Here is a 20,356-nt window from a genome sequence, read left to right on the forward strand (position 1 = left end):
GATCGCGGCGAAGCCGCCCGATGACGAAACCTCGCAATCCGACAACGAAAGGTGACCGATGAGCCGCACGTACGACCTCGACCGCGCCCACGTGTTCCACTCCTGGTCCGCGCAGGCCGAGCTCTCCCCCATGGTCATCGCCGGCGCGTCCGGCAGCGAGGTGTGGGACGAGGACGGCACGCGCTACCTCGACTTCTCGAGCCAGCTCGTGTTCACCAACATCGGGCACCAGCACCCCAAGGTCGTCGCGGCGATCCAGGAGCAGGCCGCCACGCTCTGCACGATCGGCCCGCCGTTCGCCAACGCCGCTCGCTCGGAGGCAGCCCGGCTGATCACCGAGCGTGCGCCCGACGGCATGGAGCGCGTCTTCTTCACCAACGGTGGCGCCGACGCCAACGAGCACGCGATCCGCATGGCCCGCCTGCACACCGGGCGGCCCAAGGTCCTGTCGACCTACCGGTCGTACCACGGTGGCACCCAGACGGCGATCAACGTGACGGGCGACCCGAGGCGCTGGGCGAGCGACTCGGCGTCGGCCGGCACAGTGCACTTCTTCGGGCCGTTCCTCTACCGCTCCGAGTTCCACGCGACGACCGAGGCCGAGGAGTGCGAGCGCGCGCTGCAGCACCTCGACCACGTGATCCGCAACGAGGGCCCGACGACGATCGCGGCGATCATCCTCGAGACGATCCCCGGCACGGCCGGCATCATGGTGCCGCCCCCGGGCTACCTCGCCGGCGTGCGCGCACTGTGCGACGAGCACGGCATCATGCTGATCGCCGACGAGGTCATGAGCGGCTTCGGCCGTACGGGCGCCTGGTTCGCGATCGACCACTTCGATGTCGTGCCGGACCTCATCACGTTCGCCAAGGGCGTCAACTCCGGCTACGTGCCGCTCGGCGGGGTCATCATCAGCGACGCGATCGTCGAGACGTTCGCGCATCGCGCCTATCCCGGCGGCCTCACCTACTCGGGCCACCCGCTCGCCGCCGCTGCGGCGGTCGCCACGATCACCACCATGGCCGAGGAGGGCATCGTCGAGAACGCTGCGCGCCTGGGCACCGAGGTCTTCGGACCCGGCCTCGCCGAGATCGCCGACCGGCACGCCTGCGTCGGCGAGGTGCGCGGCCTCGGTGCTTTCTGGGCCATCGAGCTCGTCGCCGATCCCGAGAGCCGCGAGCCGCTCGCGCCCTACGGCGGCAGCAGCCCGGCGATGAACGACATCATCGCGGCGTGCAAGAAGGCCGGCATGCTGCCGTTCGCCAACTTCAACCGCATCCACGTCGTGCCGCCGTGCGTCATCAGCGATGACGACGCACGCCGGGGCCTGGCCATCATCGACGAGGCGCTGGCGATCGGCGACGCCGTCGTCGCCTGAGGTCAGACCCCGACCGAGACCTCGGTGCGACGCTCGAGCCGGCGTACGGCGGGGGACGCCAGCGACAGCAGGGCCGAGCCACCCATGACGGCGGCGACGACCAGGAGCCAGGTGTCGAAGCCGACAGCCGACGCGATCGGACCGGTGACGACCAGCCCGAGGGGCCTGGCGACGTACGAGCCGACGATGTCGAACGAGTAGACGCGGGCGAGCTTGTTCTCCGGGATGTTCTGCTGGATCGACAGGTCCCAGTTGACGCTGAAGATCTCCAGCCCGAAGCCGTGCAGGAACGCGCCGAGCAGGAGCAGCGGGAGGTGGTCGGACAGCGCCATCGCCAACGGGAACGCCGCAGTAAGAGCGAGCAGCGCCGTGCCGACGAACAGCCCGCGTCGCGGCCGCCACCGCAGCGTCACCACGCCACCGATGATGAAGCCCAGCATCAAGGCGCCGAGCGCCCAACCCCAGGCCGAGCGGCCCAGCGAGTCGCCGACCACGATCGGGCCGAGCACGCCCTGCACTCCCCCATAGAACAGGTGGTAGAGCAACGCCTGGCCGATCAGCAGCCACAGCCAGGTGTGGCGGAACACCTCTGCGGCGCCGGCCCGCAGGTCGCCCAGCAGGGACGGCGCCTTCTCCGGCGCCACCAGTCGCGGCACGCGGATCAGTCCGAAGCACACCGCGGCGACCGCGAACGTCCCCGCGTCGACCGCGATGGCCCACCCCGAGCCGAACGCGGCCACGAGTGAACCGGCACCGGAGAACCCGATCACCATCGCACCGTTCTGCGCCAGACGGCGTACGGCCACCGCCTTGGGCAGCTCCTCGGCGGGCACGGTCTGCCGCGTGAGCGCCGAGGACGACGGGCCACTCAGCGCGCCCAGGCAGCCGTTGAGGACACCGCCGACGGCCAGCAGCGGGATCGTGGCCCAGCCGCCGATGAGCGCGACCGCGATGAGCGCCTGGAACACCGCCGCGGCCGCCGCGGAGCCTTGCAGCATCAGCTGGCGCGGCAGCCGGTCGCCCAGCACTCCACCGGCGAGCACCGTCAGCACCTCCGCAGCCGCGAACGCCGAGACCACGAGCCCGAGGTCCGTCGCGGATCCGCCGAGGTCGAGCACGGCGAACGCGAGGGCGACCGGCGTGATCGCATTGCCGAGCGCGCTGATCGTGGCGCCGGAGACCAGGTAGCGATAGTCCGGGTGCGCCAGCGGACCGCTGCGGAGGGCGCCTCGAGCGTTCATGCGACTCAAGATACTTCGCCAGCAAACTATTCGTCAACAAAGTACTTTGGTTCCACCCGCGATAGCATGCGGTCATGGCCGAGACCGACTGGACCGACCGGCACGTCGCCCGATGGCGCGATCACTGGGTCGACGTCCCGTTCGACGACGACGTCGAGGGCGTGGTCGTCCGCATCGGCCGCCTGCAGCGCTACCTCAAGGGCACGAAGCAGCGAGCCGTGACCGAGACCGGGCTGCAGGACTTCGAGTACGACACGCTGCACTCGCTGATGATCCGGGACACCCCCGGCACCGCCTCCCCCACGGACCTCGCCGACGAGCTGGGCATCTCGGGCGCAGGCATGACGGGCCGGCTCGACAAGCTGGAGCAGGCCGGCTGGGTGCAGAGGACCGTCGCGCCTGACGACCGGCGCCGGGTGGTCGTCGAGATCACCAAGGCCGGCGCGGACATCTGGCGGCGCGCCATGGCGCTGCGCGGTTCCCAGGAGCAGGAGATGGTGGCCGTTCTCAGCGCCAAGGAGCGTGCCACGATCAACCGGCTGCTGCGGAAGATGACGCTCCACGTCGAGGCCCGGGATCCCGATCCGTCGATCGGCAAGCCCAAGGACTGACCACCTCGCCGACTTGATCTCAACCGCGGTTGAGGTCCTAGTCTGACGACAACGAGCGATTGGGATCGCCCTGTCTCCAAGGCGTAGTGTGGATGGTTCCCGATCGCAACGACCTCCACACACGTCCAGGAGCCTCACCACCGGTATGCCACCCGCCTCAGTCACCCAGCCTCGCGACCCAGGATCGATCCCCCGCAGCAGCACCTCGCTGTGGCGCCTGCGCGGATACCTGCGCCCGCACCTCTGGCGCCTGGTCGTGATGCTCGCTGCGGCGCTGCTGGCCGTGGTCGTCGGACTCGCGATCCCGCTGGTGACCCGCGCGATCGTCGACGGACCGATCGCCGACCACGACTCCGGCGGCATCGTCCGCCTCGGCGCCCTCGCGCTCGTGCTCGGCATCGCCGAGGCGGCGCTGATCCTCGTACGCCGGTGGGTCCAGGCTCCTGCTGTGCTCGGCATGGAGACCGCGCTGCGCGGCGACCTCTACCAGCACCTCGACGAGCTGCCCATGGAGTTCCACGCGAAGTGGCAGTCCGGCCAGCTCCTCTCACGCGTGACGAGCGACCTGTCGACGATCCGGCGCTTCTCCGGCTTCGGCATGATCTTCCTGATCACGAACGTCATCCAGCTCGCCCTCACGGTCGCGCTGCTCCTGCACCTCTACTGGCCGCTGGCGATCGTGGCCATCGTGGCGGCCGTGCCGATCATCGTGACGTCGATGACGTTCGAGCGCCGCTACGTCAAGATCTCGCGACGGGTCCAGGACCAGCGCGGCGACCTCGCGACCCAGGTCGAGGAGTCCGCGCTCGGCATCCGCGCGATCAAGAGCTTCGGCCGGAGCCGCCTGGCGTACGACAAGTACGACGAGCGCGCGACGCGCCTCTACGAGTCCGAGATGGATCAGGTACGCCTGTCGGCGCGGTTCTGGACGTTCCTCGAGGTGCTCCCCAACGTGGCGCTGGTGACGGTCCTGCTGCTCGGTGCGCTCGCCGTCGGCAACGACGCCCTCAGCCTCGGCACGCTGGTGGCGTTCGTGACGCTGATGCTCAGCCTGGTGTGGCCCGTCGAGTCCCTCGGCGTGATCCTCGCGATGGCGCAGGAGTCGATGACCGCGGCCGATCGGGTGCTCGAGATCTTCGACACCCGGCCGACGATCGTCGGCGGTGACCAGGTGATCGACGAGCCGCGGGGCCACGTGCGGTTCGAGGGTGTCGGGTTCACGTTCCCCGACGGCGACCGTCCCGTGCTGCACGACATCGATCTCGAGATCGCGCCGGGCGAGACCGTCGCGGTCGTCGGCGCCACCGGTTCGGGCAAGACGACGCTGCTGTCGCTGGTGCCCCGGCTGCGCGACGTCACGGCAGGGCGGGTGCTCGTCGACGGCGTCGACATCCGTGATCTCACGCTCGAGTCGCTGCGATCCGCGGTGGCCACGGCGTTCGAGGAGCCGACCCTCTTCAGCATGAGCGCGCGCGAGAACATCGCGCTCGGCCGTCCCGGAGCCACCGACGCCGAGATCGAGGCCGGACTCGAGATCGCCCAGGCGACGTTCGTCCACGACCTCCCGTGGGGCCTCGACACCCGGATCGGCGAGCAGGGCATGTCGCTGTCGGGCGGCCAGCGCCAGCGCCTCGCGCTCGCCCGGGCGGTCGTGGCCCGGCCCGCCGTGCTGATCCTCGACGACACGCTCTCGTCGCTCGACGTGCACACCGAGGCGCTGGTCGAGGCCTCGCTCCGCACGGTCATGGCGAGCACCACGTCGATCGTCGTGGCTCACCGAGCCTCGACCGTGCAGCTCGCCGACCGGGTGGCGCTGCTGCAGGGCGGGACGATCACCGACATCGGCACGCACTCGGAGCTCATGGCCACCGTGCCGGCCTACCGGGCGTTGCTGGCAGCCGACTCCGACGACCTGACGGAGGTGTCATGACGACCACGTCTCCGGAGTCCGCCGACTGGCGGGGCGTCGCGGCCGAGCGGCTCGACGAGGTCACCGGCACGACGTCGCTGATCCTGCGGGAGCGGTCGCGCCGCTTGCTCGGGTCGCTGCTGCGACCGCACAAGAAGGCGCTCGCGGTCGTCCTGGTCATCGTGCTGATCGAGAACGCCGCTCGCCTCTCGATCCCGTTCCTGGTCAAGGAGGGCATCGACACCGGCATCCCGCCGATCCAGCGCGGGGACGGCAGCGGACGGCTGATGACGATCATCGCGATCGTCCTCGCCGCCGTCGCGATCCAGGCGTCGACCCGCCTGGTGTTCCTCGTCCTGTCCGGGCGCATCGGCCAGGCGACGCTGCTGGAGCTGCGGCGCCGGGTGTTCACGCACTTCCAGACGCTGACGCCGGCGTTCCACGACCGCTACACGTCGGGCCGCGTGATCTCGCGCTCGACGTCCGACGTCGACGCCATCCAGGAGATGCTCGACAACGGCTTCGACGGGCTCATCACCGCCGCGCTGACCCTGTTCGGCACGGCCGCGATGCTGCTGTTCCTCGATGTCGAGCTGGGCCTGGTCGCGCTGGTCTCGTTCCCGTTCCTGTGGTGGGCGACGACGTGGTTCCGCCGCCGCTCGGCGATCATCTACCGGCGTACGCGCGTCACGATCGCCGCGCTCATCGTGCACTTCGTCGAGTCGATGACCGGCATCCAGGCCGTGCAGGCGTTCCGCCGTGAGGCGCGCAACGAGGAGATCTTCGCCGAGGTCAACGACGACAACCGCGAGGCCAACGAGGACGCGTTCCGGCTCGTCGGGCTCTTCATGCCGGCCATCAAGCTCATCGGCAACATCACGATCTCGTTGGTCCTCGTGGTCGGCGCCTACCGGGCGTACCACGGCGATGTCACGGTCGGCGTGCTCGCGGCGTTCCTGATCTACCTGCGGCAGTTCTTCGAGCCGATGCAGGACATCAGCCAGTTCTACAACACCTTCCAGTCCGCGAGCGCAGCGCTCGAGAAGCTCTCCGGCGTCCTCGAGGAGCAACCCGAGATCCGCGATCCCGAGTCGCCGGCCACGATGCCCTCTGCCGGAGGCGCGTTGGCACTAGAGGCGGTGTCGTTCCAGTACGTCGAAGGGCGCCCCGTGCTGTCGGACCTCGACCTCGAGGTCCCTGCGGGCCAGACGCTGGCGGTCGTCGGCACGACCGGCGCGGGCAAGACGACGATCGCCAAGCTGGTGTCGCGCTTCTACGACCCCACCCGAGGTCGCGTCCTGATCGACGGGGTCGACCTGCGCGAGCTCGACGACGAGACCCTCCGGCGTCACATCGTGATGGTCACGCAGGAGAACTTCCTGTTCGCCGGCACCGTCGCCGACAACATCCGCTTCGGCCGACCCGATGCGGACGACGCCGAGGTCCGGGCGGCCGCCGAGGCGATCGGCGCCTCGTCGTTCATCGAGCAGATGCCACGCGGCTACGACACCGAGATCGAGTCCCGCGGCGGCCGGCTGTCCGCCGGGCAGCGGCAGCTCGTCGCGTTCGCCCGGGCGTTCCTGGCCGACCCGGCGGTGCTGATCCTCGACGAGGCGACCTCGTCGCTGGACGTGCCCAGCGAACGACTCGTGCAACGCGCGCTGCGGACGATCCTGGCCGACCGGACGGCAATCATCATCGCCCATCGGTTGTCGACGGTCGAGATCGCCGACCGGGTCATCGTGCTCGAGCACGGCGAGATCGTCGAGGACGGGTCACCTGCCGACCTCATCGCCAGCGGCGAAGGACGCTACTCGGACCTGCACGACGCCTGGGTCGCCTCGCTCGCCTGAATGCCGGGCGAAATCCCGAATACGTCTATACGAAAACCTGCCACGTCAGGCTCTCACCAATGGCACTATCGGTGCATGGGACTATTCGGAAACAAGAAGAGCCAGGAAGAACGCACCGAGGACGCCATGAAGAAGGCCGAGGATCTTGTCGGCGGCAAGGGCGTCATGGGCAAGGTCACCAAAGGGTTCATGGGCAAGGAGTTCACGGACCAGATGAGCCAGGGCCTCCAGGCCGGGCGTGATGCGCAGGCCGCCGTGGCCGCCAACGCCGCGGCCGCCGCAGCCGGCATCCCCGGGGTCAAGGCGACCGTCACGGCGCTCGCCGACACCGGCACGATGATCAACAACGATCCGGTCGTCAACCTCAGCGTGACGCTTGAGGGCGGTCAGGCCCTCCAGCTCGACCAGACCTTGGTCTCCAAGCTGCAGATCCCCCGCGTCGGCGACTCCATCACGCTCATCCCGAACCCAGTGCAGCCCGGGTCGTACGTCTACGGCGGACTCGCTGTCTAACCGAGGGACGACACCGCAGCGACGGCTCGTGCGAGCTCGGTCGCTGCGGTGTCGAGGTCCTCTGCGGTCGTCGTACGCCCGAAGGTGAACCGCACCGCGGTCTGGGCGACCGGGCCGTCGTAGCCCATCGCCGTGAGCACGTGCGAGGGCTCGTCGCTGCCCGCGGCGCAGGCCGAGCCGCTCGAGCAGACGATGCCACGGGCCTCCAGCTCGAGCAGGATCGTCTCGCCGTTCGTGCCGGGGAAGACGAACGACGCGCTCCCAGGCAGCCGGTGGTTGCGGTGTCCCGTGAGCTCGGCACCGGGCACGTCGGCCAGGACGCGGTCGATGAAGGCGTCCCGGCGCGCGACGGTGTCGTCGGTGGATCCGCCGGTGAGCGTGAACGCCGCGGCCATGCCGACGGCTGCGGCGACGTTCTCGGTGCCGGACCGGCGCCCGGACTCCTGCCCGCCGCCGTGGATCAGCGGCTCCCACCGCGTGCCCCGGCGGACGTACAGGATGCCGATGCCCTTGGGCGCGCCGAGCTTGTGCCCGGAGACGCTCATCGCCTGCACGCCCAGGCGGTCGACGTCGAGGTCGAGCCAGCCGGCGGCCTGCACGGCGTCGGTGTGGAATGGCACGCCCTTGGCAGCGGCGAGCCTCGAGAGCGTCTCGACCTGCTGGATCGTGCCGACCTCGTTGTTGGCGTACTGGATGCTGACGAGCGTCGTGTCGTCGCGGAGCGCCTCGGCCAGCGCGGCCGGCTGCACCATGCCGTCGTGATCGACGTCGAGGATCGTGACCTCGTAGCCGAGACGGCCGAGGAACTCCGCGGACTCCAGCACCGCCGGGTGCTCGATCGAGGACACGATGACGTGCTTGCCGCGCGGGGCAGCCACCGCGATGCCCTTGATCGCGGCGTTGTCGGACTCGGTGCCGCCGGACGTGAAGGTGATCTCGGACGTACGCGCGCCGAGCGCCTGCGCGACGTCGGCCCGCGCCTGCTCGAGCGCCCGGCTGGCCGACTCGCCGACCTCGTGATGGCTCGACGGGTTGCCGAAGTCGGGCCCGAAGTAGGGCCACATGGCCTCGAGCACCTCCCGCTTGAGCGGGGTGGTGGCCGCCTCGTCGAGGTAGATCACGTCAGGACACCGTGATGTCGAGCCCGAGGTCGAGCGCCCGCACGCTGTGGGTCAGTGCGCCGACGGAGATGACGTCGACGCCCGTACGCGCGACAGCGGCGATCGTGTCGAGCGTGATGCCGCCACTGGCCTCGACCAGCGCCCGGCCGGCGATCGTGGCGACACCCGTGCGCAGGTCGTCGAGGCTGAAGTTGTCGAGCATGATCGTGCCCGCGGCGCCCGAGTCGAGCACCGCCTCGAGCTGCTCGAGCTGCTCGAGCCGGTCGACCTCGACCTCGATGTGCGTCGTGTGGGGCAGGTCGGCCTTGGCCTGGCGCAGCGCTGCGGTGAGGTCGGGGATCACCGCAAGGTGGTTGTCCTTGGCCATCACGGCGTCCGACAGCGAGTAGCGGTGGTTGTGGCCGCCGCCGCAGCGTACGGCGTGACGCTCGAGGGCGCGCAGGCCCGGAGTCGTCTTGCGGGTGTCGACGACGCGAGCGCCGGTGCCGGCGACCGCCTCGACGTACGTCGCAGTGAGGGTCGCGATGCCGGTCATGCGCTGCACGAAGTTGAGTGCGACCCGCTCGGCCTGGAGCACCGCGCGCGCCGGACCTTCGACGTGCGCGAGCACGGCGCCGGTGTCGAACCGGTCGCCGTCGGACGCCTCGAGGGTGACCTTGACCGAGGGGTCGAGCGTCGTCATCGCGATCTCGAACACCTCGGCACCGGCGAAGACGCCCGGCTCGCGGGCGACCAGGTCGGCGCGCGCCACCGCGGTCTCGGGCACGAGCGTCTGTGACGTCAGGTCGCCGAACGGCGCGTCCTCGTCGAGCGCCAGGTCGACCACACGCTGGATCTGCCGCCGCTCAAGCATGCTGCGGCGCGATCGACGAGTGGGTGGCCTGGGCGGGATCGGTCTCGGGGAAGTCGGTCCGGTAGTGAGCCCCGCGGGACTCACGACGCGCCAGGGCGCTGGCCACGATCGCGCGGGCCACGACGAGCAGGTTGGCGTCCTCGGCGGACTTCGCGTCGGTGGGGACCGGCGCTCGCCACTCGCCCAGCGTCGCGAGCGCGCGCTCGAGATCCTCGCCGTCGCGCGAGAGGCCGGCGGCGTCCCACATGAGCTGCTGCAGGTCGCTGCGGTTGACGTCGTCGCCGTCGGGATCGTCGGCGAGGTCGACCGCGATCGCTGCCGGCCAGTCGGCGTCGAAGTCCACGAGCGGCGCCGGGTCGTTGATGCCCTCGATGACCCGGGTGCCGTAGACGGCGCCCTCGAGCAACGAGTTGGACGCGAGCCGGTTGGCTCCGTGCAGCCCGTTGCAGGCGGCCTCGCCTGCGGCGTAGAGCCCGGGGATCGAGGTGCGGCCCCACTCGTCGGTGCGGATGCCGCCCATGTAGTAGTGCGCGGCCGGCGTCACGGGGATCGGCACCTCGCCCCAGTCGAAGCCCTGCGCGCGGCACGCTGCGTCGATGTTGGGGAACCGCTTGGCGAGGAACTCCGCACCCAGCGCCGTCGCATCGAGGCGTACGGGGATGCCGGGCTGCTTGGCCATCTGGGCGGCGATGCCGCGGGCGACGACGTCACGTGGTGCCAGCTCGGCATCGGGATGCACGTCCAGCATGAACCGCTTGCCGTCGGCGTCGATCAGGGTTGCACCCTCACCGCGTACGGCTTCGGAGACCAGGAAGTTGCCCGGTGCGTCGAGCGACGTCGGGTGGAACTGGTAGAACTCCAGGTCCGCGGCAACGGCGCCGGCGCGCAACGCCATGCCGAGTCCGTCAGCGGTCGCGACCTCGGGGTTGGTCGTGTAGCGGAACAGCTGCCCCGCGCCACCCGTTGCCAGGATCACCGAGTCGGCCCGCACCTCCTCGCCGTCGAGCAGCCGTACGCCGACGGCCTTGCCGCTGTCCACGATGACGTCGACCACGGTCGTACGCTCGCGCACCGTCACGGCGCTCTCGCGGATGCGGTCGATCAAGGCGTACGCGATGCCGGCTCCGGTCGCGTCTCCCCCGGCGTGCAGGATGCGCGCGTAGGAATGGGCGGCCTCGAGACCGTGCGACAGCTGGCCGTCGTGCCGGTCGAACCGGACACCGCGGGCGATGAGCTCGTCGATCGCAGCGGGACCTTGGGCGCAGAGGATGCGCACGGTGTCCTCGTCGCTCAGGCCCGCACCGGCGACCAGGGTGTCGCCGACGTGGGACTCCACGCTGTCGCCGAGGTGCGGCGCGCCGGGATCGGTCATCGCGTCGATCACCACCGCGACGCCGCCCTGGGCGTAGCGGGTGTTGCTCTGCGCGAGGTCGGCCTTGGTGAAGAGCGTGACGTCGTACGCGTCCACGGCCTCGAGGGCGGCGGTCATGCCGGCCACCCCGCTGCCGACGACGATGATGCTGTTGCGCATGGCGGATCCTTACTTCGGGAGCGCCGCGAGCATGCGCTCGAGCGCGACCTTGGCGTCGGTGGCGATGTCGTCGGGGACGACGATCTCGTTGCGGAGCTCGCCGTCGGCGAGTCCGTCGAGCGTCCAGGCGAGGTAGCCGGGGTGGATGCGGTACATCGTCGAGCACGGGCACACGACCGGGTCGAGGCAGAAGATCGTGCGGTCCGGGAACTCGGCGGCGAGCCGGTTGACCATGTTGACCTCGGTGCCGATCGCGATGACGTCGCCGGGCTCGGACGCGATGACGTACTTGCGGATCGCGTCGGTGGACCCGGCGGCGTCTGCGGCGTCGACCACCGGCATGGGGCTCTCGGGGTGGACGATGACCTTGACGCCGGGGAACTCGGCGCGCGCCTTGTCGATCTGGGCGACCGTGAAGCGCTTGTGCACCGAGCAGAACCCGTGCCAGAGGATGACCTTGGCGTCGTGCAGCTTCTCGACGGTGTTGCCGCCGAGCTCCTTGCGCGGGCTCCACATCGGCATCTGCTCGAGCGGGATGCCCATCGCCTTGGCGGTGTTGCGGCCGAGGTGCTGGTCGGGGAAGAACAGCACGCGCTGACCGCGCTCGAAGGCCCACTCGAGCACCGTCGCGGCGTTGGACGACGTGCACACGATGCCACCGTGGCGGCCGCAGAACGCCTTGAGCGCTGCCGAGGAGTTCATGTAGGTCACCGGGATGACCGGCTGCTTGCCGTCGCCGTCGGACTCCTCACCGTAGACGGACATGAGCTCCTCCCAGCACGCCTCGACCGAGTCCTCGTCGGCCATGTCGGCCATCGAGCAGCCGGCGGCGAGGTTGGGCAGGATGACGTGCTGCTCGGGGCGGGCCAGGATGTCGGCGGTCTCGGCCATGAAGTGCACGCCGCAGAACACGATCGTGTCGGCGTCCGGCTTGGTCAGCGCCGCGTTGGCGAGCTGGAACGAGTCACCGACGAAGTCGGCGTACTGGATGACCTCGTCGCGCTGGTAGAAGTGGCCGAGGATCACGAGCCGGCTGCCCAGCTTGTCCTTGGCCGCGCGGATGCGCGCGTGCAGCTCGTCGTCGGTCATGCGTTGGTACTCGGCCGGCAGCTGCCCCGGGCGTACGACGGGGTCGGGGATCACGTCGTTCTCGGACGCGCCCGGTCCGTAGCCGGGGAACGTGTCGAACTCCCACGGGCCCTTGGCGAGCTCGACGTCACAGCTGGTGTCCGGTGCCGCGACGATCAGGTCGTTGATGGAGGTGGTCATCTGCGCTCCTCAGGGGCGTTTGACGGAGGTCCTGCCTCGAAGCGGAACAGGGCCGGTGGCCGGTGGCTCGTGCCCTGCAGGCAGCTGCCCGTGGGGACGAGGGTCTTGCTGGCCAGTGCCTGGCGGCGGAAGTTGGCCGGGTCGAGATGCGTACGCAGGACGGCTTCGTGCACGGCTCGCAGCTCCGCGAGGGTGAACTCCCGCGGCAGGAACGCGTGCGCGATCGGGGTGTAGGTGATCTTGGCGCGCAGCCGGGCCAGGGCGTAGTCGACGATCTCGGTGTGGTCGAACGCCAGCGGAGGCAGCTCGTCGGCGACGAACCACTCGACGTTCTCGCCGTCGACCGCGCGAGCGACCTCGTCGGGCTGCACGAGCGCCCAGTAGACGATCGACACGACGCGGTCGTCGGGCGACCGGTCGAGGCTGCCGAAGGCGTAGAGCTGCTCGAGGTAGTTGGGGGTGAGCCCGGTCGTACGTTCGAGGGTGTGGCGGGCGCTGGCCGCGAGGTCCTCGTCGGCCTCGAGGGGGCCGCCGGGCAGGGCCCACTGTCCTTCGTAAGGCTCACGAATGCGGCGCACGAGCGGCAGCCACAGCGTCATGAGGCCGCTCTCGGGGTGCGGACGTAGCGCGAAGATCACGGTCGAGACCGCGAGCGAGACCCGCTGGTCGATCGCTGACTGCATCGTCACGCGCTGGGTCCTTCCGCTCTCAGTCGTACTTAAGGTTGAGTTGACTCTAAGGTCACTGTAGTGCGCACCTTAAAGTCATGTCAACCCTAAGTACGTCTTGCGGTGTCGGTGGTGGCGTCGATGATGGGGACATGCTGCTTGCCGACGTCGTCGCCACGTCCATGGCGGTCGCCGCCACGCGATCGCGATCCGCCAAGGCCGCCGCGATCGCCGACCTGCTGGGTCGGGCCGCCGATGACGGCTCCGACGTCATCCCGGTCGTCACGTCCTATCTCGCGGGCGTCCTGCGCCAACGCCGGACGGGCCTGGGCTGGCGGTCGTTGCAGGACCTGCCCGCGCCGGCCGGCACCGCCACTCTCGAGGTCTCGGAGGTCGACGCCGAGTTCGAGCGCATCGCTGCACTGGCGGGCGCCGGCTCGCAGGTCTCTCGCGCCGACGCGACCCGCAGCCTGTTCGCCCGGGCCACGCCCGACGAGCAGCGGTGGCTCCGCGGCATCGTCACCGGTGAGGTCCGCCAGGGCGCGCTCGACTCGCTGGTGCAGGAAGGGCTCGCCATCGCCGCCGGCATCCCCGTCGCGGCCGTCCGTCGTGCCGCGATGATGGCCGGCTCCACGGTCGACGTCGCGGTCGCAGCCTTGACCGAGGGCGAGGACGCACTCGCGCGCTTCACGCTCGAGGTCGGCCGTCCTGTGCTCCCGATGCTGGCGTCCACCGCCCCCACGGTCGAGGCGGCGATGGCCAAGGCCGGTGGCGGCGAGGTGGCGATCGACACCAAGCTCGACGGCATCCGGGTCCAGGTGCACCGCCGCGGGGACGACGTCCTCGTCGTGACACGCTCGCTCGACGACGTGACCGATCGGCATCCTGACCTCGTCGCTCTGGCCCGTGCGCTCCCCTGCCATGACATCGTGCTCGACGGCGAGGTCCTCGCGCTCGGACCGGACGGCCGACCGCGCCCGTTCCAGGAGACCGCGTCCCGCACGACGGCAGCGGGCAAGGTCGTGCTCACTCCTGCCTTCTTCGACGTGCTCCACCTCGACGGCCGCGACCTCGTCGACGCGCCGACCTCCGAGCGCCTCGCCGCGCTCGAGTCGGTGGTCCCCGAGGCCCATCGCGTCCGCCGCCTGATCACCGCCGACCCGGCTGAGGCCGAGGCGTTCGCCGCCGAGGTGCTGGCGTCCGGCCACGAGGGCGTCGTCGTCAAGAGCCTGACGGCGCCATACGCCGCGGGCCGGCGCGGCGCCAACTGGGTCAAGGTCAAGCCCGTCCACACGCTCGACCTCGTCGTGCTCGCGGTCGAGCGCGGGTCCGGCCGGCGCAGCGGCTGGTTGTCCAACATCCACCTCGGCGCCCGTGACGGTGACACGTACGTGATGCTCGGCAAGACGTTCAAGGGCATGACCGACGAGATCCTCGCGTGGCAGACCGAGCGGTTCCGTGACCTGGAGGTCTCCGACGACGGCTACGTCGTCACGGTCCGGCCCGAGCAGGTCGTCGAGATCGCGTTCGACGGCGTCCAGCGGTCGACCCGCTACCCCGGCGGCGTCGCCCTGCGCTTCGCCCGCGTGATCCGCTACCGCGACGACAAGTCGCCCGCGGGGGCCGACACCATCGAGACCGTGCGCGGGTTCCTCACGGGCTGACACTCAGCGGAAGTTGCGGCCCTGGTGCTTGGCCGGGATCGCGGCGGCTGCCTCGGGATAGACCGTCTCGATGCGCTCGAGCTTGTCGGCGACGAGGTTGGTGACGCCGTCGAAGCGTTCGAGCTTGCCGCGGATGATCATGCCCGCGGAGTTGCGGGCCACCCGGCGGTGGCGCTGCCAGAGCGCCTGCGAGCACACGACGTTGAGCATCCCGGTCTCGTCCTCGATGTTGAGGAACGTGACTCCTTCGGCGGTCGCCGGGCGTTGCCGGTGGGTGATCAGCCCGGCCACCTTGACCCGCCGACCCGACTCGGCCTCGGCCAGCCCGGCGACGGGGAAGATGCCCTCGGACTCCAGCAGCGGACGGAGGAACTCCACGGGGTGCTTCTCGGGCGAGATGCGGGTCGCCCACAGGTCGGCCATGGTCTCCTCGACCTCGGTCATGCCCGGCAGCATCGGTGGCGGCAGCTGGACCGAGGTGCCCTCGAGCTGGTCGGGGTTCTCGACGTAGCCGGCGTTCCACAGCGCCTGCCGCCGCGACAGGCCGAACCCGTCGAACGCCCCGGCGGTGGCCAGCGACTCCATCTGCGCGACGGTCAGCCCGGCCCGCCGCGAGACGTCGGCCATGTCCTTGAACGGCTGCCGCTCGCGCTCGGCCACGATGCGCCGGGCGACCTCGAGGCCGACGCCCTGCACCTCGTCGAGCCCCAGGCGTACGGCGAAGTTGCCGTCGCGACGGTGCGCCGGGGTCGGGTCGGGCGTGCCGCGGACGAACCGCTTGACCGGCGGCTGCTCGCGGTCGAGGCAGCTGTCGAGCCCGGTCGCCTCGGCGGAGTCCAGAACCTCGAGGTCGGCCTGCGCCTGCGAGTGCATGATGTCGGGCCGCAGGATCGTGACGCCGTGGTGGCGGGCATCGGTCACGAGGGACTGCGGCGAGTAGAAGCCCATCGGCTGGTTGCGCAGCAGGGCGGCGAGGAACGCCGCGGGATAGTGCAGCTTGAGCCACGAGCTGGCGTAGACCAGCAGCGCGAAGCTCAGGGCGTGGCTCTCGGCGAAGCCGAAGTTGGCGAACGACTGGATCTTGAGATAGATCGTGTCGGCCTCCTCCCCCGTGATGCCGTGGGCGGCCATGCCCTCGTAGAGCTTGAGCCGCAACGACTCGATGCGCTCGATGCCCCGCTTGGAGCCCATCGCGCGGCGCAGCAGATCGGCCTCGTCGCCGGTGCAGCCGCCGAGCTTGATCGCCATCTGCATCAGCTGCTCCTGGAACAGCGGGACGCCGAGCGTGCGTTGGAGCACCTCCTTGAGCGCCGGGTGGGCGTACGTGACCGGCTCACGTCCGGTCGCTCGGCGGATGTAGGGGTGCACCGCGCCGCCCTGGATCGGGCCGGGCCGGATCAGGGCGATCTCGATCGCGAGGTCGTAGTAGGACCGGGGCTGCAACCGGGGCAGCGTGCCGATCTGGGCCCGGCTCTCGACCTGGAACACCCCGATCGAGTCGGCCCGGCACAGCATGTCGTAGACCGCGGCCTCCTCCTTGGGCATCGTGGCGAGGTCCCACTCCTCGCCCAGGTGCTCCGCGACGATCCGCATCGTGTGGTCGAGCGCGCCGAGCATGCCGAGGCCCAGCAGGTCGAACTTGACCAGCCCCATCCACTCGCACGCGTCCTTGTCCCACTGCAGCACCGTGCGGTCGTCCATGCGGCCGCGCTCGATCGGGCAGACCTCGCCGATCGGTCGCTCGGTGAGGATCATGCCGCCCGAGTGGATGCCGAGGTGTCTCGGGCCGCCGAGCAGCTGCTGCGCCAGCGACACGACCTGTGGGGGCACGTCGGTCGTGTCCTCGGCGGAGATCGCGCTCCACGCATCGATCTGCTTGGACCACGCGTCCTGCTGGCCCGGGGAGTAGCCCAGCGCCTTGGCCGCATCGCGTACGGCCGAGCGTGGCCGATAGGTGATGACGTTGGCGACCTGTGCGGCGTTGTGCCGGCCATAGGTCTCGTAGACCCACTGGATGATCTCCTCGCGCCGGTCGGAGTCGAAGTCGACGTCGATGTCAGGCTCCTCCTCGCGGGTCGTGGCGAGGAATCGCTCGAACGGCAGGTTGTAGAAGATCGAGTCGACCGCCGTGATGCCCAAGGCGTAGCAGAGCGCGGAGTTGGCCGACGAGCCCCGGCCCTGGCACAGGATCTTGCGCCGCCGGGCCTCCATGACGATGTCGCGGACGATCAGGAAGTAGCCCGGGAAGTCCTTCTCCTCGATGACCTGGAGCTCGCGGTCGATGCGTTCGCGCGCCTCGTCGGGGTTGTGGGCGTAGCGGTCACGGATGCCCTGCTCCGCGAGCTCGCGCAGATAACTCATCGCGGTGTGCCCCTCGGGGATGCCGCGATGGGGCAGCCTCGGCGTCGCGGCGCGCAGGTCGAACGCCAACTCACTTGCGATCTCGACGCTACGTTGGACGGAGCCCGGGAACCTCGCAAAAAGAGCCATCATCTCGGCGCCGGACCGCAGGTGCGCCGCGCCGGTGGCCGGCAGCCAGCCGTCCATGTCGGTGAGGCTGCGACGCGCACGGACCGCCGCCATCGCGGCGGCGAGCTGGCGGCTGCCGGGGCGCGCGAAGTGCACGTTGTTGGTCGCGACCGTCGGCAGCCCGTGCATCGCGGCGAGCTCGGCGAGGGCGTCGTTGGCCGTGCTGTCGGCCGGGAAGCCGTGGTCGATCAGCTCGACGACGACGTTGTCGAGGCCGAACAGTGCGGTGAGCCGGTCGAGCGCGGTCGCCGCCTCGTCGAGCCCGCCGGCCGCGAGACCCTGGCGAACGTGGCCCTTGCGGCAGCCGGTGAGGATCAGCCAGTGGTCGCGGCCCCTCGCGGCGAGCTCCTCGAGGTCGTAGACGGGCCGGCCCTTCTCGTCGCCGCGGAAGTGCGCGTCGGTCATGGCGGCGGCGAGCCGGTGATAGCCCTCGACACCGCGTGCGAGCACCAGCAGGTGGCTGCCCTCGGGATCGGCGGTGCCGTTCTGCGGCTTGCTGAGTCCCAGCGACAGCTCGGCGCCGAAGATCGTCTTGAGGCCGAGATCCTCGTACTTCGCGGCCTCCTCGGCGAACCGCGGGGCACCGTAGAACCCGTCGTGATCGGTCAGCGCCAGCCCGTGCAACCCGAGGATGATCGCCTCCTCGACGAGCTGGTCGGGGCCGCTGGCGCCGTCGAGGAAGCTGAAGTTGCTGTGGGCGTGCAGCTCGGCGTAGGGCACGACCGGGCCTGGGGGACGCGACAGCACCTTGGGCTGGGTCTTGGCCCGTTTGCGCGACCAGCCCGGCGCGTCACCGCCGTCCGGCTCGGGCCGCCCCGACAGCCGGCGTTCGAGCTCACGCCACGAGACATCCGGGTTGTTCCACCCCATCAGCTCACCTCGTGACCATGTTGCGCAACGCGGGGAGGAACGCGCCCGACGCAGGCACGACGGGCTCGGGCGATGCGGACGCCGCGAGCACAGCACGAGGTGAGCCGATCAGTCATATTTGGCCTCGATCCACCAGGAGCCGGCCTCCACGATCATGAGGTACGCGCTGCCGTCGACGCCGACGACCTGGAACCGGGCGATGCGCCGGGCCGCGGCCTCGTCCCACCACTGGTCGTCGACCGGCCAGGGCCCGGCCCACGACGCCACGGGCTGCCAGTCCTGACCCGCCGCGGCCCGGAACCGCGCCGGCTCGCCGGTGACCATGCCGCGACCCGTGACCCCGATTGCTTGCCCCTCGGCGCCGACGACCATCGCCTGTTGGGGCTCGGCATAGACCGTCGCGGGTGCCGGCGGCGGCAGGCTGCCCGGCCACGGCAGTCCGGCCGCCCGCGCGGCGACCGGCCGCTCACCCCACGGGGCGAGCAGCTGCCGCTCGGCCGGCCCACGGCCACCCTGCACCGAGACCGACACGACCGCCTCGTGACCCACGATGCTCTGCACCCGCGCCACCCCGCGCTCGACCCGTTCGTCGGGGCCGCCGCCGAAGAGGCTGTCGGCGTGGTCGCCGAGCGGCTCGGTGACCTCGGGGATCAGGCGTACGGCGTCGACCGGTGCCGTGATTGCACCGTCGACCGACAGCTGCCAGCGGACCCGGTCGACCAGGTCGGTCGGTCCGAACCACCGCGGATGCATCCACCGCCGTGAGGTCGCCAGCGAGCCGTCGGTGTCGACCTCGATCAGGACCGTCGTGCACACCAGTCCATGGCCCGCGAGATCCGTCACGAACTTCTCGGCCGTCGTGCGTACGCTGAACGCGATCTGCTCCGCGAGGTCGAGGGGCGGCTCCAGCATCAGCGTCGCCTCGAACTCCGGTGGCACCTGCCGCCGGCTGATCGGCTGCGGGTTGAGCCCGCGCGCCATGCGGTGCAGCAGCTCGCCGTGCGTGCCGAACCGGGTGTGCACGTCGGCCGGCGACAAGGCGGCGAAGTCGCCCAAGGTCAGCAGCCCCATGCGGCGGAGCAGACCCACCATTCCCCCACTCGCAGAGCTCGCGGGAGGTGCCCCCACGACATCGTCAAGGGCGTCGACCGGCAGGTCACGCAGGAACTGCGCCGATCCACCGGGAGGTACGACGAGGCTGTCCTGGGCCAACGCGCGACGAGCAGCCTGCTCGGCGGCGAAGAGCCCGTCGGCGATGCCGGCCCGGACGTCCCACACCCCCAGGCGTACGAGCCGCTCGGCGATGACCGCCGCCGCCTCGGCCTCACCGCCGTAGAACCGGGCCGGCACGTTGATCGCGCAGAGCCCGGGCCGCAACGGTGCCACCCCGGGGCTGAGCTCCTCGATCGCGGTCAGCACCGCCTCGAAGGCCCGCGCATCGGCATCGGGGTTGTAGTCGTGCAGGACGAGCCCTGGGCACCGTGACTGGGCATCGCGCCGCCGCATGCCCCGGCGTACGCCTTCGGCCCGCGCAGCCTGCGAGCAGGCCAGCACCTGACCCTTGTGGAGCACCGCCGCGGGCGTCGAGGCCGAGCTCTCGACCGCCACGATCGGCCAGTCCGGCGCCCACAGCACCATGGTCCGGGTCATGCCTAGCTCACGCTCCGCAGCTGGGCCGGCTGCTGCTCGACGCGTCGGATGACCTGGGCACGATCGGGCAGCCACAGCTGTCCCGTGCGGACCGGGGCCGTGCCGCGCTGGACCTCGACCGTGACCCGGCGCGCCTGCAGGTGCCCGTGCCCACGACCCAGCCCCACCCACTGGGCGTCACGCAACGACAACCGGGCGTCGCACCGCGGCCAGTCGCCGTAGGCGATGAGGACGGCTCCGCGCTGTCGCAGCCGGGCACTGATGCGGCTGACGTCCTTGGCCGAGACCTCTGCGGGCGCGGCCACCACGACGACGCCCAGCACGTCGATCAGGGCGGCCGTGACCTCGAGCCAGGCCTCCCCCGGATCGGGCACCAGGATCGTCCGCCGGAGCTCGACGCCGGCCGCTGCGGCGGCCTCCAGGCCGAACTCCGCCGACCCCACGACCCCGCACCAGGCGCCATCAGCCGAAGGGCCCGCCATCAGCGCCATGGCGAGGCTCGCCGAGTCGACCGCATAGCTCGATCCGGTCTGCAATTGCAGCAGTCCCGAGAAGGCCGGGTGCGTCGCCACGGGCTGGGCCGCGGGACGGCCCTGCATCTGGTTGACGCGGGCTCGCAGCTCGTCCAGGGTCGGGGCAGGAGCGGCGGTCATTCACCCATCTTCGAACATGTGTTCGAAGGAGTCAATCCGCCGC

At 70.6% G+C, this 20,356-nt stretch carries 15 protein-coding genes; 6 read left to right on the forward strand and 9 right to left on the reverse strand.

Translation table 11 applies throughout. From position 1 onward, the window contains the following. Positions 1-58: 58 nt before the first annotated feature. Positions 59-1,378 carry an aspartate aminotransferase family protein gene (locus ASE12_RS05625; RefSeq protein WP_056398031.1) on the forward strand — a complete coding sequence of 440 codons (1,320 nt, stop codon included), beginning with the start codon at positions 59-61 and terminating at the stop codon, positions 1,376-1,378. Between the two features lie 2 nt (positions 1,379-1,380). Here ASE12_RS05625 and ASE12_RS05630 read toward each other — a convergent pair whose 3' ends face one another. Beyond that, positions 1,381-2,619 (reverse strand): MFS transporter, encoded by a 1,239-nt coding sequence (locus ASE12_RS05630; RefSeq protein ID WP_056398033.1) that lies wholly within the window; start codon positions 2,617-2,619, stop codon positions 1,381-1,383. Positions 2,620-2,693: 74 nt separating this feature from the next. Between ASE12_RS05630 and ASE12_RS05635 the strand changes: the two genes are divergently transcribed. The 4 genes from ASE12_RS05635 (at position 2,694) to ASE12_RS05650 (ending at position 7,505) form a co-directional block, all read left to right on the forward strand. After that, complete coding sequence (locus ASE12_RS05635; RefSeq protein WP_056398036.1) at positions 2,694-3,230, forward strand: MarR family winged helix-turn-helix transcriptional regulator; 537 nt, start codon at positions 2,694-2,696, stop codon at positions 3,228-3,230. A 145-nt stretch (positions 3,231-3,375) separates the two neighbouring features. Then, entirely contained in the window at positions 3,376-5,160 is a 1,785-nt protein-coding gene (locus ASE12_RS05640) for an ABC transporter ATP-binding protein (RefSeq protein ID WP_056398038.1), read from the forward strand. Continuing rightward, on the forward strand, positions 5,157-6,992 hold the full coding sequence (locus tag ASE12_RS05645; protein ID WP_056398040.1) for an ABC transporter ATP-binding protein: 1,836 nt from the start codon (positions 5,157-5,159) through the stop codon (positions 6,990-6,992). Before ASE12_RS05640 ends, ASE12_RS05645 begins: the two co-directional genes overlap by 4 nt. Before the next feature lie 75 nt (positions 6,993-7,067). Beyond that, on the forward strand, positions 7,068-7,505 hold the full coding sequence (locus ASE12_RS05650) for a hypothetical protein (RefSeq protein ID WP_056398043.1): 438 nt from the start codon (positions 7,068-7,070) through the stop codon (positions 7,503-7,505). Here the strand turns inward: ASE12_RS05650 and ASE12_RS05655 are convergent. The 5 genes from ASE12_RS05655 to ASE12_RS05675 are packed head-to-tail and all read right to left on the reverse strand — an operon-like array spanning position 7,502 to position 12,962. Next, complete coding sequence (locus ASE12_RS05655; RefSeq protein WP_056398047.1) at positions 7,502-8,626, reverse strand: cysteine desulfurase family protein; 1,125 nt, start codon at positions 8,624-8,626, stop codon at positions 7,502-7,504. The two genes, ASE12_RS05650 and ASE12_RS05655, sit on opposite strands and share 4 nt — an antisense overlap. A 1-nt stretch (position 8,627) precedes the next feature. After that, positions 8,628-9,479, reverse strand: a complete 852-nt coding sequence (gene nadC / locus ASE12_RS05660; protein WP_056398050.1) for a carboxylating nicotinate-nucleotide diphosphorylase — start codon at positions 9,477-9,479, stop codon at positions 8,628-8,630. Further along, a complete protein-coding gene (nadB, locus tag ASE12_RS05665; protein ID WP_056398053.1) occupies positions 9,472-11,010 on the reverse strand; it encodes an L-aspartate oxidase in 1,539 nt (512 codons plus the stop codon). The genes nadC and nadB overlap by 8 nt, the downstream gene beginning before the upstream one ends. 9 nt (positions 11,011-11,019) lie before the next feature. After that, on the reverse strand, positions 11,020-12,279 hold the full coding sequence (nadA, locus tag ASE12_RS05670; RefSeq protein WP_056398055.1) for a quinolinate synthase NadA: 1,260 nt from the start codon (positions 12,277-12,279) through the stop codon (positions 11,020-11,022). Beyond that, complete coding sequence (locus tag ASE12_RS05675) at positions 12,276-12,962, reverse strand: NUDIX domain-containing protein (RefSeq protein WP_056404560.1); 687 nt, start codon at positions 12,960-12,962, stop codon at positions 12,276-12,278. Before ASE12_RS05675 ends, nadA begins: the two co-directional genes overlap by 4 nt. 137 nt (positions 12,963-13,099) lie before the next feature. Here ASE12_RS05675 and ASE12_RS05680 point away from each other — a divergent pair, with 137 nt between their 5' ends. Next, the gene (locus tag ASE12_RS05680; RefSeq protein ID WP_056398058.1) at positions 13,100-14,611 is read left to right on the forward strand and encodes an ATP-dependent DNA ligase; all 1,512 of its coding nucleotides are present in this window, start codon (positions 13,100-13,102) and stop codon (positions 14,609-14,611) included. A gap of 3 nt (positions 14,612-14,614) precedes the next feature. Here the strand turns inward: ASE12_RS05680 and ASE12_RS05685 are convergent, their stop codons facing one another. From ASE12_RS05685 to ASE12_RS05695, 3 genes are all read right to left on the reverse strand, one after another. After that, the gene (locus ASE12_RS05685; protein ID WP_056398061.1) at positions 14,615-18,010 is read right to left on the reverse strand and encodes an error-prone DNA polymerase; all 3,396 of its coding nucleotides are present in this window, start codon (positions 18,008-18,010) and stop codon (positions 14,615-14,617) included. Between the two features lie 108 nt (positions 18,011-18,118). Next, positions 18,119-19,660, reverse strand: coding sequence for a DNA polymerase Y family protein (locus ASE12_RS05690; protein ID WP_056398064.1), 1,542 nt, complete (start codon positions 19,658-19,660; stop codon positions 18,119-18,121). Between the two features lie 2 nt (positions 19,661-19,662). Then, entirely contained in the window at positions 19,663-20,313 is a 651-nt protein-coding gene (locus ASE12_RS05695) for a hypothetical protein (protein ID WP_056398067.1), read from the reverse strand. Positions 20,314-20,356 lie beyond the last annotated feature (43 nt).

It is taken from the genome of Aeromicrobium sp. Root236 (genome assembly GCF_001428805.1).
In the GTDB taxonomy this organism is placed as follows: domain Bacteria; phylum Actinomycetota; class Actinomycetes; order Propionibacteriales; family Nocardioidaceae; genus Aeromicrobium.

Bases quoted from the DNA above. Each gene is read 5' to 3' on its own strand.
- ASE12_RS05630 (WP_056398033.1), bottom strand. From the start codon at position 2,619: ATGAACGCTCGAGGCGCCCTCCGCAGCGGTCCGCTGGCGCACCCGGAC.
- ASE12_RS05685 (WP_056398061.1), bottom strand. From the start codon at position 18,010: ATGGGGTGGAACAACCCGGATGTCTCGTGGCGTGAGCTCGAACGCCGG.
- nadA (WP_056398055.1), bottom strand. From the start codon at position 12,279: ATGACCACCTCCATCAACGACCTGATCGTCGCGGCACCGGACACCAGC.
- ASE12_RS05680 (WP_056398058.1), top strand. From the start codon at position 13,100: ATGCTGCTTGCCGACGTCGTCGCCACGTCCATGGCGGTCGCCGCCACG.
- nadB (WP_056398053.1), bottom strand. From the start codon at position 11,010: ATGCGCAACAGCATCATCGTCGTCGGCAGCGGGGTGGCCGGCATGACC.
- ASE12_RS05645 (WP_056398040.1), top strand. From the start codon at position 5,157: ATGACGACCACGTCTCCGGAGTCCGCCGACTGGCGGGGCGTCGCGGCC.
- ASE12_RS05625 (WP_056398031.1), top strand. From the start codon at position 59: ATGAGCCGCACGTACGACCTCGACCGCGCCCACGTGTTCCACTCCTGG.
- ASE12_RS05640 (WP_056398038.1), top strand. From the start codon at position 3,376: ATGCCACCCGCCTCAGTCACCCAGCCTCGCGACCCAGGATCGATCCCC.
- ASE12_RS05690 (WP_056398064.1), bottom strand. From the start codon at position 19,660: ATGACCCGGACCATGGTGCTGTGGGCGCCGGACTGGCCGATCGTGGCG.
- nadC (WP_056398050.1), bottom strand. From the start codon at position 9,479: ATGCTTGAGCGGCGGCAGATCCAGCGTGTGGTCGACCTGGCGCTCGAC.
- ASE12_RS05675 (WP_056404560.1), bottom strand. From the start codon at position 12,962: ATGCAGTCAGCGATCGACCAGCGGGTCTCGCTCGCGGTCTCGACCGTG.
- ASE12_RS05635 (WP_056398036.1), top strand. From the start codon at position 2,694: ATGGCCGAGACCGACTGGACCGACCGGCACGTCGCCCGATGGCGCGAT.
- ASE12_RS05695 (WP_056398067.1), bottom strand. From the start codon at position 20,313: ATGACCGCCGCTCCTGCCCCGACCCTGGACGAGCTGCGAGCCCGCGTC.
- ASE12_RS05650 (WP_056398043.1), top strand. From the start codon at position 7,068: ATGGGACTATTCGGAAACAAGAAGAGCCAGGAAGAACGCACCGAGGAC.